The 15,585-nt window shown below is 43.7% G+C and carries 14 protein-coding genes; 6 read left to right on the forward strand and 8 right to left on the reverse strand.

Going from position 1 to position 15,585, the window contains the following annotated elements; genetic code table 11:
• Nucleotides 1-6 precede the first annotated feature (6 nt).
• Both ABIE26_RS12110 and ABIE26_RS12115 read left to right on the forward strand, forming a co-directional pair.
• A complete protein-coding gene (locus ABIE26_RS12110; RefSeq protein WP_310142615.1) occupies nucleotides 7-1,386 on the forward strand; it encodes a pseudouridine synthase in 1,380 nt (459 codons plus the stop codon).
• A gap of 7 nt (nucleotides 1,387-1,393) precedes the next feature.
• On the forward strand, nucleotides 1,394-2,512 hold the full coding sequence (locus ABIE26_RS12115; RefSeq protein WP_310142612.1) for a lactonase family protein: 1,119 nt from the start codon (nucleotides 1,394-1,396) through the stop codon (nucleotides 2,510-2,512).
• 2 nt (nucleotides 2,513-2,514) lie between these two features.
• On the opposite strand, the gene bshA is transcribed toward ABIE26_RS12115, so the two are convergent.
• From bshA to tilS, 3 genes are all read right to left on the reverse strand, one after another.
• Nucleotides 2,515-3,666 carry an N-acetyl-alpha-D-glucosaminyl L-malate synthase BshA gene (gene bshA / locus ABIE26_RS12120; protein WP_310142609.1) on the reverse strand — a complete coding sequence of 384 codons (1,152 nt, stop codon included), beginning with the start codon at nucleotides 3,664-3,666 and terminating at the stop codon, nucleotides 2,515-2,517.
• Nucleotides 3,667-3,754: 88 nt separating this feature from the next.
• Complete coding sequence (locus ABIE26_RS12125; protein ID WP_310142608.1) at nucleotides 3,755-4,240, reverse strand: hypothetical protein; 486 nt, start codon at nucleotides 4,238-4,240, stop codon at nucleotides 3,755-3,757.
• A 72-nt stretch (nucleotides 4,241-4,312) separates the two neighbouring features.
• Complete coding sequence (tilS, locus tag ABIE26_RS12130) at nucleotides 4,313-5,653, reverse strand: tRNA lysidine(34) synthetase TilS (RefSeq protein WP_310142606.1); 1,341 nt, start codon at nucleotides 5,651-5,653, stop codon at nucleotides 4,313-4,315.
• A gap of 72 nt (nucleotides 5,654-5,725) precedes the next feature.
• Here tilS and ABIE26_RS12135 point away from each other — a divergent pair, with 72 nt between their 5' ends.
• A complete protein-coding gene (locus ABIE26_RS12135) occupies nucleotides 5,726-7,966 on the forward strand; it encodes an OstA-like protein (protein ID WP_310142604.1) in 2,241 nt (746 codons plus the stop codon).
• Here ABIE26_RS12135 and rdgB read toward each other — a convergent pair.
• Both rdgB and ABIE26_RS12145 read right to left on the reverse strand, forming a co-directional pair.
• Nucleotides 7,941-8,519 (reverse strand): RdgB/HAM1 family non-canonical purine NTP pyrophosphatase, encoded by a 579-nt coding sequence (gene rdgB / locus ABIE26_RS12140; RefSeq protein WP_310142601.1) that lies wholly within the window; start codon nucleotides 8,517-8,519, stop codon nucleotides 7,941-7,943. The two genes, ABIE26_RS12135 and rdgB, sit on opposite strands and share 26 nt — an antisense overlap.
• 1 nt (nucleotide 8,520) lies before the next feature.
• Nucleotides 8,521-9,090: a hypothetical protein gene (locus ABIE26_RS12145; protein ID WP_310142599.1), complete on the reverse strand. Its 570-nt coding sequence runs from the start codon at nucleotides 9,088-9,090 to the stop codon at nucleotides 8,521-8,523.
• Between the two features lie 105 nt (nucleotides 9,091-9,195).
• Between ABIE26_RS12145 and ABIE26_RS12150 the strand changes: the two genes are divergently transcribed.
• The 3 genes from ABIE26_RS12150 to ABIE26_RS12160 all read left to right on the forward strand — a co-directional run bounded on the left by ABIE26_RS12150 (nucleotide 9,196) and on the right by ABIE26_RS12160 (nucleotide 12,185).
• On the forward strand, nucleotides 9,196-9,783 hold the full coding sequence (locus ABIE26_RS12150; protein WP_310142596.1) for a hypothetical protein: 588 nt from the start codon (nucleotides 9,196-9,198) through the stop codon (nucleotides 9,781-9,783).
• Between the two features lie 68 nt (nucleotides 9,784-9,851).
• On the forward strand, nucleotides 9,852-11,216 hold the full coding sequence (locus tag ABIE26_RS12155) for a peptidylprolyl isomerase (protein ID WP_310142594.1): 1,365 nt from the start codon (nucleotides 9,852-9,854) through the stop codon (nucleotides 11,214-11,216).
• 6 nt (nucleotides 11,217-11,222) lie between these two features.
• A complete protein-coding gene (locus ABIE26_RS12160) occupies nucleotides 11,223-12,185 on the forward strand; it encodes an AAA family ATPase (RefSeq protein WP_310142592.1) in 963 nt (320 codons plus the stop codon).
• Nucleotides 12,186-12,188: 3 nt separating this feature from the next.
• Here ABIE26_RS12160 and ABIE26_RS12165 read toward each other — a convergent pair whose 3' ends face one another.
• The 3 genes from ABIE26_RS12165 to cysS form a co-directional block, all read right to left on the reverse strand.
• The gene (locus tag ABIE26_RS12165; protein ID WP_310142589.1) at nucleotides 12,189-13,073 is read right to left on the reverse strand and encodes a glycerophosphodiester phosphodiesterase family protein; all 885 of its coding nucleotides are present in this window, start codon (nucleotides 13,071-13,073) and stop codon (nucleotides 12,189-12,191) included.
• A gap of 94 nt (nucleotides 13,074-13,167) precedes the next feature.
• Nucleotides 13,168-14,034, reverse strand: coding sequence for a nuclear transport factor 2 family protein (locus ABIE26_RS12170; protein WP_310142588.1), 867 nt, complete (start codon nucleotides 14,032-14,034; stop codon nucleotides 13,168-13,170).
• Between the two features lie 80 nt (nucleotides 14,035-14,114).
• Nucleotides 14,115-15,575 carry a cysteine--tRNA ligase gene (gene cysS / locus ABIE26_RS12175; protein WP_310142586.1) on the reverse strand — a complete coding sequence of 487 codons (1,461 nt, stop codon included), beginning with the start codon at nucleotides 15,573-15,575 and terminating at the stop codon, nucleotides 14,115-14,117.
• Between the last annotated feature and the right edge of the window lie 10 nt (nucleotides 15,576-15,585).

Consider the following 15,585-nt stretch of genomic DNA (forward strand, 5'->3'; position numbering starts at 1 on the left):
CGTATCATGATCAAAAACAACAACAGGAACAGTCGGGATGACAAGTCCAAACCGGGAAACCGAAGCACAACAGGCAAAAAACCAGAAGAAAAATCTTCATACAAGGGAAAAAGCAGGTTTGATGACAAAGAGGGGAAAGACAACAAATTTGGTGGCCCCAGGGATTTCAAGCCAAGAACACCAAAAGAAGGCGATACCCGGGATTTTAAATCCAGGACAGACGACAAAAAAGATTTCAGACCAAGAGGTGGCAAAGACACTGAAGCAAAAGGATTCAGAAAAGCTACAGAGCCTAAAAGCTTTGGTTCAAGAAACACAGGCTCCAGAGATTTTAAACCTGGAACTTCAAAAGAAACTCCGTTCGGAGAAAACAAACGCAGTTACATTAAGAAAGATAAATTCAATACGGACGGCGATCAGCCCTTCCGGAAATTTGACGATAAAAAAGGACAAAGTCCCAGAAGTACCGATAGCCGCCCTTTCAGGAAAAGAGAAGACGATGGCGCAAGGCCTTCTTTCCAAAAACAGGCAGAACGCAGGGAACGTCCCGAGCGTGGAGAGCGTGGAGAACGTCCGGAACGCAGCCGCCAGGAACGCAACAATACCTGGAATGGCCCGGAAAAAGCACCAACCATGCGCAGCAGGAAAAATCCTGTACAGAAAGACGATGGACTGATCCGTCTGAACCGTTACATATCCAACGCCGGGATCTGCTCCCGTCGTAAAGCCGATGAACTGATTGAAGCGGGTGTAGTTTCTGTAAACGGCGAAGTAGTTTCTGAGCTGGGTCATAAAATAGATCCGGTAAAAGATCAGGTACGCTACAATGGCGAACTACTGAAACGTGAAAAGAAAGTTTACGTATTGCTCAATAAACCTAAAGACTACATCACCACAACTGATGATCCACAGGAACGCCGTACCGTAATGCAGCTGGTAGAAAAAGCCAGTCGCGAGCGCATTTACCCGGTAGGCAGGTTAGACAGGAATACGACCGGCTTACTGCTGATGACGAACGATGGCGATCTTGCAGATAAGCTTTCGCATCCAAAAAATGGCATCACCAAAATCTACCATGTTGAGCTTAGCAGAAACCTGAGCCAGGGCGACCTGAATAAAATCGCTTTTGGTTTGGAACTGGAAGACGGGATTATTAAACCAGATTCCGTATCTTACGTGGCAGGTGGCTCCAAGCGTGAGGTAGGCATACAGATCCATAGTGGCAAAAACCGCATTGTACGTCGTATATTCGAACATCTGGGATACGAAGTAGTGAAGTTAGACCGCGTGGTATACGGCAACCTGACCAAGAAAGATCTTCCGCGTGGAAGATGGCGTTACCTGGAAGAACATGAACTGATCCAGATCAAACACCTTATTAAATAATAAACCTATGCGCAGCATCGCCTCACTTTTACTGGTCCTGATTTTAACCACACAGGGATTCGCACAAAAGAAAGACTATAACTTAATAGTGGGCACCTATACCAGTCCGGGTAAAAGTGAGGGGATCTACATCTATAATTTCGACCTTAACACTGCAGATTTTAAACTCCGCAGTGTGGCCAAAGAGGTGACCAACCCCAGTTATCTGGCGGTAAGCAAAAACAACAAGTTTGTATATTCGGTAGCAGAAGCCCCGGAAAACAGTGCTGTAGCGGCCTTCGGCTTTGACGGTGTAAAAGCTGAACTGAGTTTTTTAAACAAACAGGCAACCACCAGCAAAGGCCCCTGCTTTGTGATGGCCAATGATAAACATGTTTTTTCGGCCAATTATGGCGGTGGCAGTTTATCGGTCTTTGGCATAGAAAGCAATGGCTCCTTAAGTCCGTTAAGACAACTGGTTCAGCATACCGGTAAGAGTATAGACCCGAAAAAACGCCAGGAAAGCGCACACGCACACCAGGTGCAGTTTACGCCCGACAAAAAATATGTGGTATGTACAGATCTTGGTGAAGACCAGGTTTACATCTACAATTATAACCCGGAAGGGGGCGACAAAGTCCTGACCCTGAAAAATATCACCAAAACCAACGCAGGAAGCGGCCCCAGACATCTTACTTTTAGCCCGAATGGCAAGTTTGCCTATCTTGCCCATGAATTTAACGGCAGCATTACAGTTTTCAGCTATGCCAATGGAATTTTGACCAGAATTCAGGAAACAGGCACTGTAGCCAAAGATTTTGAAGGTCGGGTTGACGCCGCTGATATCCATGTGTCCCCTGATGGCAAATTTTTATACGAAACCAACCGTGGTGATGCCAATACCATCTCTGCCTTTGCGATAAAAGCCGATGGAAAGCTCAGCTTTGTGGAAACAGTAAGTACGATGGGCAAGGGACCTCGCAACTTTGTGATTGATCCAACAGGAAAATATCTGCTTGTCGGTCACCAGTATACCAATGAGGTAGTGATTTTTGAACGCAATAAAAAAACCGGCACCTTAAAGGATACCGGTAAAAGAATGGATATTGGTGCGCCGGTCTGCCTAATCTTTGCACCGGTTAAGTAATCTTATATTTTTACTTCGTTAAGTTTGCGCGATTCTTCAATTACTTTATTGTAATAAGCTACATAGTCGGGTAGAATTTTTTTCAGATCAAAATCTTTCGCCCTTGCAAATGCATTTTCTTTAAACTGTTTCAGCGTTTCATCACTTTCCAGGATGCTGATGGCTTTACGCGCCATATCTTCCACATCTCCCACATTGCTCATGTAACCTGAGAAACCATCTACGTTCAACTCAGGCAAACCGCCAGAATTGGAAGTAATTGCAGGTACTTTGCAGGCCATGGCTTCCAGGGCGGCCAATCCAAAACTCTCAGAATCTGAAGGCATCAAAAACAGATCAGACACAGACAGGATTTCTTCTACAGCATCCTGCTTGCCCAGGAAACGGGTATGCTCGCAGATGCCGAGATCGCGGCACAATTGCTCATCGGAAGCACGCTCAGGGCCATCTCCTACCATCAGTAGTTTGGATGGGATCTTCTCCTGTATCTTTTGAAAAATCCGGATCACGTCTGCCGTACGTTTTACCTTCCTGAAGTTGGAAGTATGGATAAGGATCCGCTCGTTATTTGGCGCAATGGCTTTTTTAAAATGATCTTTAGGTTTTAAGCTGAAGCGGGAGAAGTCGATAAAATTCGGGATTACCTTAATTTCGTTCGTGATCTCAAAATGCTCTTCAGTATCGTGCTTTAAGCTTTCTGATACTGTAGTTACGCCATCAGATTTATTGATAGAAAAGGTAACCACAGGTTTATAGGTTGGGTCTTTACCCACCAGGGTAATGTCTGTACCGTGCAGAGTGGTTACAAAAGGAATATGAATGCCATAGGTTTCCAGGATCTGCTTGGCCATAAAGGCTGCCGAAGCATGTGGAATGGCATAATGTACATGCAGTATGTCCAGTTTTTCGAAACGAACCACATCTACCAGTTTGCTGGCCAGTGCCGATTCGTAGGGTGCATAGTCGAACAACGGATAATCGCGTACCGATACTTCATGATAAAACAGGTTGGCAGAGAAAAAATCGAGCCGGGCAGGCTGACTGTAGGTGATAAAGTGTACCTGATGGCCTTCATCAGCTAGTGCTTTACCAAGTTCAGTGGCTACCACACCACTCCCCCCAAACGTGGGGTAACAAACAATACCTATTTTCATTTTGAAATTATTTAACGCTGCAAAGTACAGTACTTAAACTGATCTTTGTGTTAAACAATTGCAATTATTTAACTCCGCTTCATTTCTTCTAACTCCGCTTCATTTCTTCCTGGATAACCAGGTACATCTCATTGGGGCGCTGTGTACCTATATAGTATTCAAATCCGTCGCGGTCTGTGAGCACAATGGCATCTTTTCCAGAGGAATAGAACCTGATGCTGCCTTTACGGTGCAGGTTATATACCGGGTTATTGAAGAGGTAATTGCTGTAAACGTCTTTTCTGACCTTAACAATTGAATTCAGGTCGATTTCCACTTTTTTTGCCGACCAGAGTCCATCTATAATCATCTTTTTCTGATCTATGATGGTTTTATACTGGATCAGGAAAAGCAGGATGATGGAAACACCAATGATGCCGAAACCTACGATCAGGAAAAGATCTTCGGTATTGTCGCGGTCCCGTTCATAAACATAAGCAGCAAAACAAAATGCAGCCATTACCAGTCTGATGCAGATCCTGATATAATCGCGGCCAATGTACTGTTTCTCAAAAAAAGCGTATCGGTTCCCCATGTGTGTATGTTTGTGCAATAAAGTTAAGGTTTTTTCAATAGCATCACTTCTTTTTATCGCTTAATGAAGCTATCATGACCTTAGATGCTTCAACTCAAAAATGGTTACACTTCTGGTATTTTCTGTAAGCTTATACCTATTGTCCTGTCTCAGCCCGGCAATCCAGATCACTTCCCCGTTGCCATTTAGCAGTATCGGCACCTGGTCTTTACTGCCCAGGGGAATTTTCTGACCGATAAAAAAGTCGCTCAATTTTTTAAAACCGCTCATGCCGATGGGTTTAAACCGGTCGCCAGCCTGCCATCCCCGCAATACAAGCGGAAAAATCAGTTTTTCTGTATCCACATAAGCTTTCAGCTGATCTTTCTCAAAATACACCTTTGCCGATCTGGAAATGAGCAATTGCATATCTTCCAGGTGAACCAACTGATCTTTTGGATGAATTAACTGTTGCGGCATGGTGTGCGCAGCAGCAAGCGCAGTGACAATGAGATTTTCGCGATCAACCACAATGCGGTGCGAACTGCTATAAAAAGAAGTTCCACTTTGTTTATCCAGACTGGCCAGAAGTTCTGTAGTTACGGCTTCTGTGAAATTAAAAGGCTTCAGCAACTCAAACAGCAGCAGATGTTGAGGGATCAATTCAGCAACACTTTTTATAGGTAAGCAGAAGCTGTCCTGTTTTTCTATCCATACCTTTCTCCGCAAATCAGCCACAGTTTGCTGCAACACCAGCTCAGTATCGGCAAAGCGCCGGATGTTGTGCTCAAAAGTTTCCTCCAGGTTCGGATTGATCTCTTTAAGCTGAGGGATTACATTTAACCTTATTTTATTGCGGGCATATTGGGTGCTGCTGTTAGAACTGTCTTCCACATAGTCGATCTTGTTTTCATCCACCAGTGCTGCAATCTCTTTGGCCGTAAGAAACAGCAGGGGTCTTACCAGACAATCTCTTTTTGGTAAAATACCATGCATTCCGGCAATGCCCGTACCTCTCACCAGGTTCAGTAATACGGTTTCTATGGCGTCATCCTGGTGCTGTGCCAGGGCAATACAGGTATACTGGTGGGCGTTCCTGATTTCTTCAAACCAATGGTAACGCAGGGTCCTTGCTGCCATTTGAGTAGATATCTTCTGTGCCGTGGCAAATTGTTTGGTTTTGAAATGCGTGACATAAAAAGGTACATCAAGCATAGCAGCCAGCATTTTCACAAATGTTTCATCCCGCTGGGATTCATCGGCACGCAAATTAAAATTGCAGTGTGCAATACCAAAACTGAATCCCGAGAGTTTAAATAAATGCGCCATCAAAACGGAATCTTTACCACCGCTAACCGCCAGCAGGATTTTATCTTTCGCATTGAAAAGCGCATGCCGGCTGATAAAGTCTTTAAAGTTTTGAAGGGGTAACATTGCTCAAAAATAGAGAAATAAATATTTAAATGGTGAAGATAAAACCAGCAAGCAAAAAACTAACTTTGTAACGTGCAGAAATTACGTTATTTCCTGATCTTATTGTTTTTCCCCTTCGCTGTACTGGCACAGCAGAAGACCAAGATCAATGTTGACCATTATGAAGCCTCAACAACCAATGTTGCAGACAAGAACAACAGTATCTCTTACCTCAGAAAGCCGGTATTCAGACAGGATAACGCTACATTGACCTGCGACAGCGCCGTTTTTTACGTTACCAAAAACATTTTTGATGCCTACGGAAATGTACACATCAATCAGGCCGATACCATTAACATTTATTCCGATCGTTTGAACTATAACGGGAATACCAAACTTGCGCATCTAACCAGCAATGTACGGATGATCGATAAGGAATCGGTGCTGACCACCAACATATTGGATTATAATATGGCCACTAAAATCGGTACTTATATAACGGGTGGAAAAATTGTAAGTAAGGATGTGACCGTCACCAGTAAGAATGGATATTACTTTTCGAGAGACAGGGATGCTTATTTCAGGTATAATGTAGTTGTAGTTACTCCCGAAAGTGTCATCAAATCGGACACGCTACGCTACAATACCTTCACCAACTGGACCTATTTTTATGGCCCTACCAATATCAAAGGCAAAGATGACAATCTCTATACAGAAAACGGGGCTTACAATACCAAAACGCAATACGCCTATTTCGGAAAAAAAAATCTGTATACCATGGGCACAAAATCATTGAAAGGTGACAGCTTGTATTATGATGGGATCGCCGGCTATGGAAAAGCCGTAAGAAACATTGTATTTAAGGACACCGCAGATAAAACTGTGATGTACGGACAGCTGGGTTTCTACTATAAAAAAGATGAACGGACGCTGGTAACCAAAAACCCTTATGTGGGTATGGGTACGGCCGACTCCATAAAAGTGAAGAACAAGCTGCAGCCCGACAGTCTTTGGATGGGTGCCGACACGCTGGAAACGCAGATGGTTTTAAAAAAGACACTGAAACTAATTTCTTCCCCTGTCATTAAAAAGGACAATGAGCTGGGCGAAGAAGAAAAAGATGAAAAGAAAGAGCCCAAAGTAGGCGCAACAAATCCGAAAGTTTTAGCCGAAAACAGCACAACTAAGAAAAAGCCTGAAAAGCGGGGCAAAAAGAAAGACGAAAAGGATAAAGAACTCCCGGAAATCCCCACTCTGACGCCGAAAGACTCCATACATAAAGACAGCCTGCTAAAGGACAGCATAGCCATCCAAAAAAAGGCGCCTCCCGGACTGAAAGATTCGGTGCTTACAAAAAAAATAGTTCCCGTTTTAGTGAAGGGCAAAGACAGTATTGCCAAAACCATTAAGGGAATTTTGCCTCCAAAATCAAAAACCGACAGCGCCATTGCCAAAGGAAAAGCGGAGGCCGGCAAACTCAAAAATGTAAAGGTTAAAGACTCCATTCCTTTTAACCCGGAAGATACCGTACGGACCAGGGTAATCAAAGCCTATCATAATGTACGCGTCTACAAAGCAAACATGCAGGCCAGGGCCGACTCTTTGTTTTATACCAGTGCAGATTCGACCCTCAGGTGGTACAAAGACCCGATTCTTTGGTCGGAAGGCTCGCAACAAACCGGCGACACCATTTATCTGCAGCTGAAGAACAAGAAGCTGAATACCCTGCAGGTACTGGAAAAAGCATTCCTGGTGAATGTAAATGCCGATTCGGCAAGGTACAATCAGATTAAGGGCAAACTGATCACGGCCTTCTTTAAGGATGGCAAAATGAAGAACATGTTTGTAGATGGAAATGCCGAGAGCATTTATTTTAACCAGGACAAAAAAGAGGCTTATACCGACATGAACCAGACGGTAAGTGCCCGGATTAAAATACTTTTTCAGGAAAAGCAGATCAACAGAATAGTGACCATAAAGGAGCCCGAAGGCGTGCGGACACCGATTCCAGAACTAAAAGAGGATGTGTTCCTGACTGGCTTTACCTGGCGGCCTGAACAGCGTCCTCTCTCTAAAAAAGAAGTAATCAACGGCAAGCCTAAGGCTAAGCCTCCGACAAAGAAAGCCAGCCCGGGAGCTCCTTCAAAAACATTGTCTAAAACCAGCGATACCAACGGCAAGCCTTCGGTAAAGAATATCGTTTCACCCCAAACAGATAGTACTGCAGTTAAAACAACATTACCAAAAACTGGCGTGTTACCGAAACCTTTGCCAAAAACAGATACTTTAAAAACAGATACGGCAAAAGCTAAGCCTGTTCCTTTAAAAAAGTAATGAGTTTGTTCATGGCCAGTGCCCGATGACTGATCCTGTTTTTTTGCTCCATGCTCATTTCGGCAAAGGTTTGAGTATAACCTTCGGGTTCAAAGATGGGATCATAGCCAAAGCCCTGTGCTCCAGCCGGTGTTTCACGGATATTGCCATAAATTATACCTTCGAAAAGAAAATGTTCCTGATTCCGAATCAGGGAAATTACCGTCCGGAAACGGGCTTTACGGTTACTTTGTCCTTCCATTTTACGCAGTACCAGGCTCAAGTTTTCCTGATCGTTCCTAATACCTGAATACCTGGCTGAGAAGATCCCTGGTTCCTGGTTCAGGGCTTCTATTTCGAGGCCACTATCGTCGGCAAAACAATCAATCCGGTAATGGTCAACCACATATTGGCTTTTAAGTGCAGCATTTTCCGCAAAACTGCTCCCGGTTTCAGGGATATCGGCATCACAACCGATATCATTAAGGTTCAACACTTTATACTGACCCAGCAAAAGGCTACGCACTTCCTGCGTTTTGTGCTGGTTATTGGTGGCGAATACAAGTTCTCTCATTTTATAATCCCAGATTTTGGAGGCTGGCCCATAATGCTTTTTTCTCTGCCGGGCTTTGGTCAAGATTACGCAGTTCATGTGCAAAGATGAGCCTCACGGATCCTTCGTTTACAATTGTGTTTTGGGGATATTCTGTTAATGCCAATTGTGCAGGTTTAACACCAAAAGCAAAAACAAGGTTGCAGGAAAAATATTCCAGCAATTGCTTAAAGTTTACGCCGCTATAGCCGGCATAATTCAGCAGGGCAAAATCATTGGCCGTCAGGTTTACAGATTTTACAATTTTACGGAGCAGCTCCCTCCCTGCTTCATCGCTAACTTCGTTTTGCACATCGTTTACCAGTATAAGAATATTGCGTTGATTCTTGCCCAAAAATTTAAAGGCCAGTGGCTCCTGAACAGGAGCGTTTGCAGAGCTGCTGGTTTGTTTAGGACTTTCCTGTTGTAAGGGGGTAATCTCGGGCGTTGCCCCAACAGCATCCAACTGTAAACCAGGCTCATTGACCAGGTAAACATCATCGGTAAAAAATAAGTGCAGAGCTGTTGTATCAGCGGTTAAGGGGCTATTCATCAATGATAATTTTACTGGGAATATTTTTTCTGTTAAAATTAGTTAAATATCTTCTTATAGTGCCTTTATTTATTACTTTTATGCCTTAAAAATATATACTCTTTTGTGAGAAAAGTTTATTGCGCTGTTACTTTAAGTCTTTTTGTTGCTGGTGCTTTTGCACAAAATGTAGCCACCATTGACGGGAGATCCATAGGTAAAAAGGAATTCATGTGGTTCTACAAAAAAAATCATTCGGGCAATGGTGCTGTATATGCTGAACTGGAAGCTTATTTAAATCAGTATATCAACTTTAAACTTAAAGTTCTGGATGCTAAAGAAATGGGACTGGATGCAGATACAGCTTATCTTTCGGAGGTGAGAAACTATGAGCTGGCCCTTGCGGCCCAAAAAAGAATAGCCAAAACAAGTCCAGCTTATCAGTTGATCATGAATGAATATAAAGAGGCAGCTTTGATGTTTAACATATCAGAAATTAAAATCTGGAACAAAGCACAGAATGATGAAAACCAGCTCCGAAATTTTTACGAACAACACAAAAACACCTATTTGCCGGCTACCTTTGATGAGGTAAAAGGAAAGGTGATAACCGACTACCAGGAACGACTGGAAAAAGAATGGATAAATACACTCAGAAAGAAATATACGGTAAAGATTAACCAGACTGAGGTAAAGAAACTGGCAAAGTTGTAAGTTAACCTGCCATTAGATGATAGAGAATATTAAATTTGCAAAAAGGAATACAATTGAATAAACATATAATGAAGAAATTTTTAGTGATTGCAGGCGGATTGATCTGTTTGTTTTTAAATACTCAGGCGCAAAAGAAAAACATAGATAAGGTAGTGGCTGTACTCGGAAGCAATATTATCCTGTTGTCTGACTTAAACCAGCAGTACGCGCAATACCTGAACATGGGGAATCCGGAAAACCCTGAAATTAAATGTGAAATATTACGTCAGATCCTTACAAACAAGCTATTAAAGCAGCAGGCCGAGATAGACTCTATCACTGTAGAGGATAGCCAGGTAGACGAAGAGGTAGAAAAAAGGATGCGCTACCAGATTCAGCGGGCTGGCGGACAGGAACGTCTGGAAGAATTCTTAAAACGCTCCGTTCTTCAGTATAAGGACGAGATCAGGCCAGACATCAAGGAGCAACTCATTTCCAGAAAAATGGAAGGCCATATTACCCAGAACATCAGTATTACCCCCCTGGAAGTTAAAAAATATTTTGATTCTTATAAAAAAGACAGTCTGCCTGATATCCCTACGGAATTTGAGATCGGCGAAATTGTAATGTATCCTAAACCAACCAAGGCTGAAAAACAAAAATTCTACGATAAAATTGATGCTTTGCGTTTAAGGGTTAAAAGCGGTGAAGACTTTGCCTTCCTCGCCAAATCTTACTCTGAAGATCCTGGATCTGCAGGAGAAGGTGGTGATCTGGGCTTTTTTGACCGCACCTCTATGGTTAAGGAATTTACTGCCTGGGCATTTAAATTAAAACCGGGAGAACTATCACCAGTGTTTGAGACCGAGCATGGTTTTCACTTTTTACAAGTTGTTGAACGCCGCGGTGAGCAGGTACACGCGCGCCATATCCTGATCCGCCCGCAAAACCCACCTGCAAGTATGGAGCGTGTTAAGCTTCATGCCGACACCATCTATAAAAATCTGATTGAGAAGAAAATCCCTTTCTCTTTCGCAGCTTCACAATATTCAGACAACAAAGAATCGCAATATAACGGCGGCATGATGTTGTATGCCGATAATGTTACCGCCAGAACAACTTTTATACCTGCAGATAAACTGGACCCTAAAGTATTCCTTGTAGCAGATACCATGAAAGTTGGAGGAATTTCGACCCCTACGCTTTTTACAGACCAGAGTGGTAAAGAAGGCTATAAAATCCTTTACCTGAAATCAAAAATCCCTCCTCATAAAGGGAACTTAGAACAGGATTATGCTAAGTTTAAAGAATATGCGCAACAGGATAAAACAAACCGGGAAATGAGTTTGTGGTTTGAGAAGAAAAGAAAAGACACCTACGTACGCATCGATGAAGAGTATGCAAACTGCGATGAGCTGAAAATGTGGACAACGAGCCCATCTGCAAAAAAATAAAGGCTTATGCAGTTTGAAAATGACATTAAGGCCGTTGATGCCCTGCATCAATCATACAACAACATAAAAGCAGAGATAGGCAAAGTTGTTATCGGACAGGACGAGATCGTTAAGTCTGTACTGATCTCTATATTCAGCAACGGGCATTGCCTGCTGGTAGGAGTTCCGGGCCTGGCCAAAACCTTACTCGTTCAAACTGTAGCTAATGTGCTGGACCTGAATTTCAACAGGATCCAGTTTACGCCGGATTTAATGCCAAGTGACATCATTGGAGCTGAGATATTGGGTGAAGACCGGAACTTCAAGTTCATTAACGGACCTATATTTTCGAACATTATCCTGGCAGACGAGATCAACAGGACACCACCAAAAACACAGGCTGCTTTACTGGAAGCCATGCAGGAAAAAGCCGTAACTGCAGCAGGAATCAGGCATGTACTACCCAACCCCTTCTTTGTACTGGCCACCCAGAACCCCATTGAGCAGGAAGGTACCTACCCCCTGCCGGAAGCACAGCTGGACAGGTTTATGTTCAATGTACATTTGAGCTACCCTTCCTTTGCCGATGAACTGACGATTGTAAAGAACACCACCAGCAATACTGATGTGAGTCTGAACAAGATCATCAATGCCAGCCAGATCCAATATTTCCAGAAACTGATCAGGAACATTCCGGTAACAGACAACGTGGTGGAATACGCAGTAAAACTGGCCAGCAAAACACGGCCTAATACCGCCTTGTCGACAGAGGAAGTAAACAAATACATCAACTGGGGTGCAGGACCGAGGGCATCACAGTTCCTGGTGATCGGTGCAAAATGCCATGCCGCCATTTCGGGAAAATACGCCCCTGATATTGAGGATGTGCAGGCCGTAGCTGAGGCTATCCTCCGTCACCGGATCGTACGCAATTACCGTGCAGAAGCCGAAGGCCTGTCGGTAGAACACATCATTAAAAACCTGTATTAAAAGTTATTGCCCGCCCTGCATTACACGGGTGTACTGATTGGGATAGTCGGTAATAAGGCCGTCAACGCCAAGATTGATTAAATACCTCATGTCCTTAGCCGTATTTACTGTCCATGGAATGATCTTTACTCCTGCGGCATGGCAGCGGTCTACCAGGCCCTTTCCTACCAGTACATAATACGGGCTGTAATAAGTCGGTGTAAAGCCCAGGGCCTGTATGCTTTCTTCAAAATCCTGCTTTTCGTCAATCATCAACGAAGTTTTTATAGAAGGAAAGTACTCGTGCAGGTACTGTAATGTCCGCATGTCGAGCGATTGTATGATTACCCTTTTGCTGAGCTTTTTCTCTTTCACGATTTCCATGATCTTTTCTATGAATACCGAGGCATCAGGCTGAAATATCCCATCGCCTTTCCTGATCAGTGAGGTCTCAATGTTATAAATGGGTTTTTCAAGCTTGTTTTGTTTAACGTAAGCTTCTACAGAATCGATGGTCTCGGCCAGCAGGGGTTTGTAGACTTTCATCTTCATTTGCCCCGGGAAGCGGTTATGCAGCTTCATACCCACGTCAAACTTCCTGATCTCCTCATAGTCCATATTGAACATATTGTATTTTTTCTCGTCCTTAAAGGTAATGGCTTTCCCATCAGGGCGGGTACTGATCTCGTTGTTAAAATAAGGCTCGTGCGAAAGGACAACCTCGCCATCTTTGGAAATCACCACACCCATGTTCAGCACATTGACATCCAGATCCAGGGCTTTTATCATTCCCGGAATTGTATTTTCGGGCATAATGCCCCTGGCCCCCTGGTGACCTATCAGCATAAATTTCTGGGCCCGGACCTGGGAAGTCAGGGCAAGTAAGGCAATCAGTACTAGTTTCTTCATTTATTCTTAAATAACGGCATAAAATAAGGATTTATTGGAAGCCAAACAAAAAAGGCCACCAATGAGGCGGCCTTTTGTATGTTGTAACGGAGATTTAGCGTTCTGCGGGTGCAAACACCTGAACAATAATGTTCCAGTTGTGGTCTGCCTGACGCTCGTAGATGAACACATAGTTAAAGCTTTCCCTTAGTTCGGCTTTATAATCTACAGTAGCCACACCATAGGTATAGGCAAAATCACCACCGTCGGCTTTCTCCACTTTAGTGGTTTTGAAAGACACTTTGCTAATCATGCTGTTAAAGAAAGGGAGGATCTTGTCTTTACCCACAATAGGCTCATAGCCCGGAAACAGCAACCTGGCATCCGGATTTAAAAAGCCTGAAAAAGCAGCAATGCCATATGATTTTAATGAAGTGTTCAATGTTTTTTCGGTAGTACCAATGATATCTGCCGCAGCTGCCCTTTGCTTATCGGTCAGAAATTTAGGCTTATAGGAATCCTTTGGTTCAATGAACTCCGGACTTACTTTATTCAGCGGTTTGTTGGTGGTCGTTCCCAGATCTAAAGCAAGTTCCCATTTGCCATTTTTAGCTTTCCATACCGACAGGAATTGACCGTAAGCAGGTTTTTCGCCCCCAACAGTATAAGGACCGGTTGTAAAACCCCAGTCGCCACTTCTGGACACCCTTGCATAGGTTGGGCTCCAGCTGATGTCCTTGCTATCCGGTTGCGCGCTGTAAAAGGTTTTTGCATTAACGGGGTTTGGTCTGAACACCAGGGCATCGTCTGCTGCAAAAGTAGTATAGGCTGTTTTGGCACCATGTTTTGCCAGGCTCTCTGCGAATTCTTTTTCTGCCTTTACCAGCGATTTGGTACTTCCATCTGATTTCTGTGCATAAGCAGCAGGTGCCAGTAATGTTAAGGATGCGGCAGCAATTGTATAAAGAAACTTGTTCATCATAATTTTAAATAGTTAGGATACGAATATAGGGTTTGGATGTTTTCGTTGGTTTAAAAAGTAATTAACAATTGCACATAGCGCTACGCTTTATTCCAGGTAGTGCCTTCCTTGCTGTCTTTTAGCTGGATGCCCATGCTTTGCAAGCCAAGGCGGATCTTGTCGGAGGTGGCATAATCTTTATTCTCCTTGGCAGTTTTTCGGATGTCTATGATCAGGTCAAGTACGTCGTTCAGCTCTGTATTGGAACTTTCTTCATCTTTCAGTCCAAAAATATCGAACACAAAATCGCCGATCAGCTTTTTCAGCTTTTCCAGTTCCGCGGAGTTGATCTTTCCTTTTCCATCATATACCGTATTGATGATGCGGGTGGCCTCAAACAATTCGGCAATTACAACCGGACTGTTAAAATCGTCGTTCATGGCTTTGATACAGTTTTCGATGATCGGTCCTATTTCAAAGTCGCTTTCAGCTGAAAGCGTCAATTTATCCAGCAGGCTTACCGCATTCATTAATCTCCTGAAACCTTTTTCAGAAGCATCCAGCGCTTCATTCGAAAAATCCAGTGTGCTGCGGTAATGTGCCTGCAGCATAAAGAATTTAACCGTCATCGGGCTGAACCCACGCTCAAGTAAAGGATGATCACCGGTAAACAGCTCACCCGGCAAAAAGCCATTGCCTGCCGATTTGGACATACGGGTACCATTTACGGTAAGCATATTGGTATGCATCCAGTACCTGGCTGGCTGTTTATGGCTGCAGGCTTCGGACTGTGCAATTTCGTTGGTATGGTGTGTTGCGGCAAGGTCCATCCCGCCACCATGAATATCGAACTCGTCGCCCAGGTATTTGGCACTCATGGCCGAGCATTCAATGTGCCAGCCCGGGAATCCTACTCCCCAAGGGGATGGCCAGCGCATAATTGTCTCAGGTTTTGCCTTAATCCATAAGGCAAAATCGAGCCGACCGCGCTTATCATCCTGTCCACCCAGCTCGCGCGTATTGGCCAGCATGTCTTCCAGGTTCCTGTTGGTTAAAATGGTATAATTATATTTGGCACTGTATTTTTCAACATCAAAGTAAATGGTACCATTGGCTTCGTAAGCGTAGCCATTGTCCATAATTACCTTAATCATTTCTATCTGCTCGGTAATATGCCCGGTTGCAGTAGGCTCTATACTTGGAGGCAGGGTATTGAACATCCTGAGCACATCATGAAAACCAAGGGTATATTTCTGAACAATTTCCATAGGCTCCAGCTGCTCCAGCTTTGCCCTTTTTGCAAATTTATCATCCCCTTCATCACGGTCGCCCTCCAAATGCCCGGCATCGGTGATGTTGCGCACATAGCGCACCTTGTACCCGCTATATTTTAAATACCTGAATATTAAATCGAAAGAAATAAAAGTACGGCAGTTTCCCAAATGAACATCACTGTATACGGTTGGCCCGCAAACATACATTCCTACATGAGGCGCATTAAGGGGTTCAAAAAGTTCTTTTTTTCGTGTAAGTGTATTGTACAGTTGTAGGCCTTTATCCATGTTGCAAAGG

It is taken from the genome of Pedobacter africanus (assembly GCF_040548825.1).
Taxonomy (GTDB): domain Bacteria; phylum Bacteroidota; class Bacteroidia; order Sphingobacteriales; family Sphingobacteriaceae; genus Pedobacter; species Pedobacter africanus_A.

Coding starts and splice junctions, on each gene's coding strand:
- ABIE26_RS12110 (WP_310142615.1), top strand. CDS start 7: ATGATCAAAAACAACAACAGGAACAGTCGGGATGACAAGTCCAAACCG.
- ABIE26_RS12115 (WP_310142612.1), top strand. CDS start 1,394: ATGCGCAGCATCGCCTCACTTTTACTGGTCCTGATTTTAACCACACAG.
- bshA (WP_310142609.1), bottom strand. CDS start 3,666: ATGAAAATAGGTATTGTTTGTTACCCCACGTTTGGGGGGAGTGGTGTG.
- ABIE26_RS12125 (WP_310142608.1), bottom strand. CDS start 4,240: ATGGGGAACCGATACGCTTTTTTTGAGAAACAGTACATTGGCCGCGAT.
- tilS (WP_310142606.1), bottom strand. CDS start 5,653: ATGTTACCCCTTCAAAACTTTAAAGACTTTATCAGCCGGCATGCGCTT.
- rdgB (WP_310142601.1), bottom strand. CDS start 8,519: ATGAGAGAACTTGTATTCGCCACCAATAACCAGCACAAAACGCAGGAA.
- ABIE26_RS12145 (WP_310142599.1), bottom strand. CDS start 9,090: ATGAATAGCCCCTTAACCGCTGATACAACAGCTCTGCACTTATTTTTT.
- ABIE26_RS12155 (WP_310142594.1), top strand. CDS start 9,852: ATGAAGAAATTTTTAGTGATTGCAGGCGGATTGATCTGTTTGTTTTTA.
- ABIE26_RS12160 (WP_310142592.1), top strand. CDS start 11,223: ATGCAGTTTGAAAATGACATTAAGGCCGTTGATGCCCTGCATCAATCA.
- ABIE26_RS12165 (WP_310142589.1), bottom strand. CDS start 13,073: ATGAAGAAACTAGTACTGATTGCCTTACTTGCCCTGACTTCCCAGGTC.
- ABIE26_RS12170 (WP_310142588.1), bottom strand. CDS start 14,034: ATGATGAACAAGTTTCTTTATACAATTGCTGCCGCATCCTTAACATTA.
- cysS (WP_310142586.1), bottom strand. CDS start 15,575: ATGGATAAAGGCCTACAACTGTACAATACACTTACACGAAAAAAAGAA.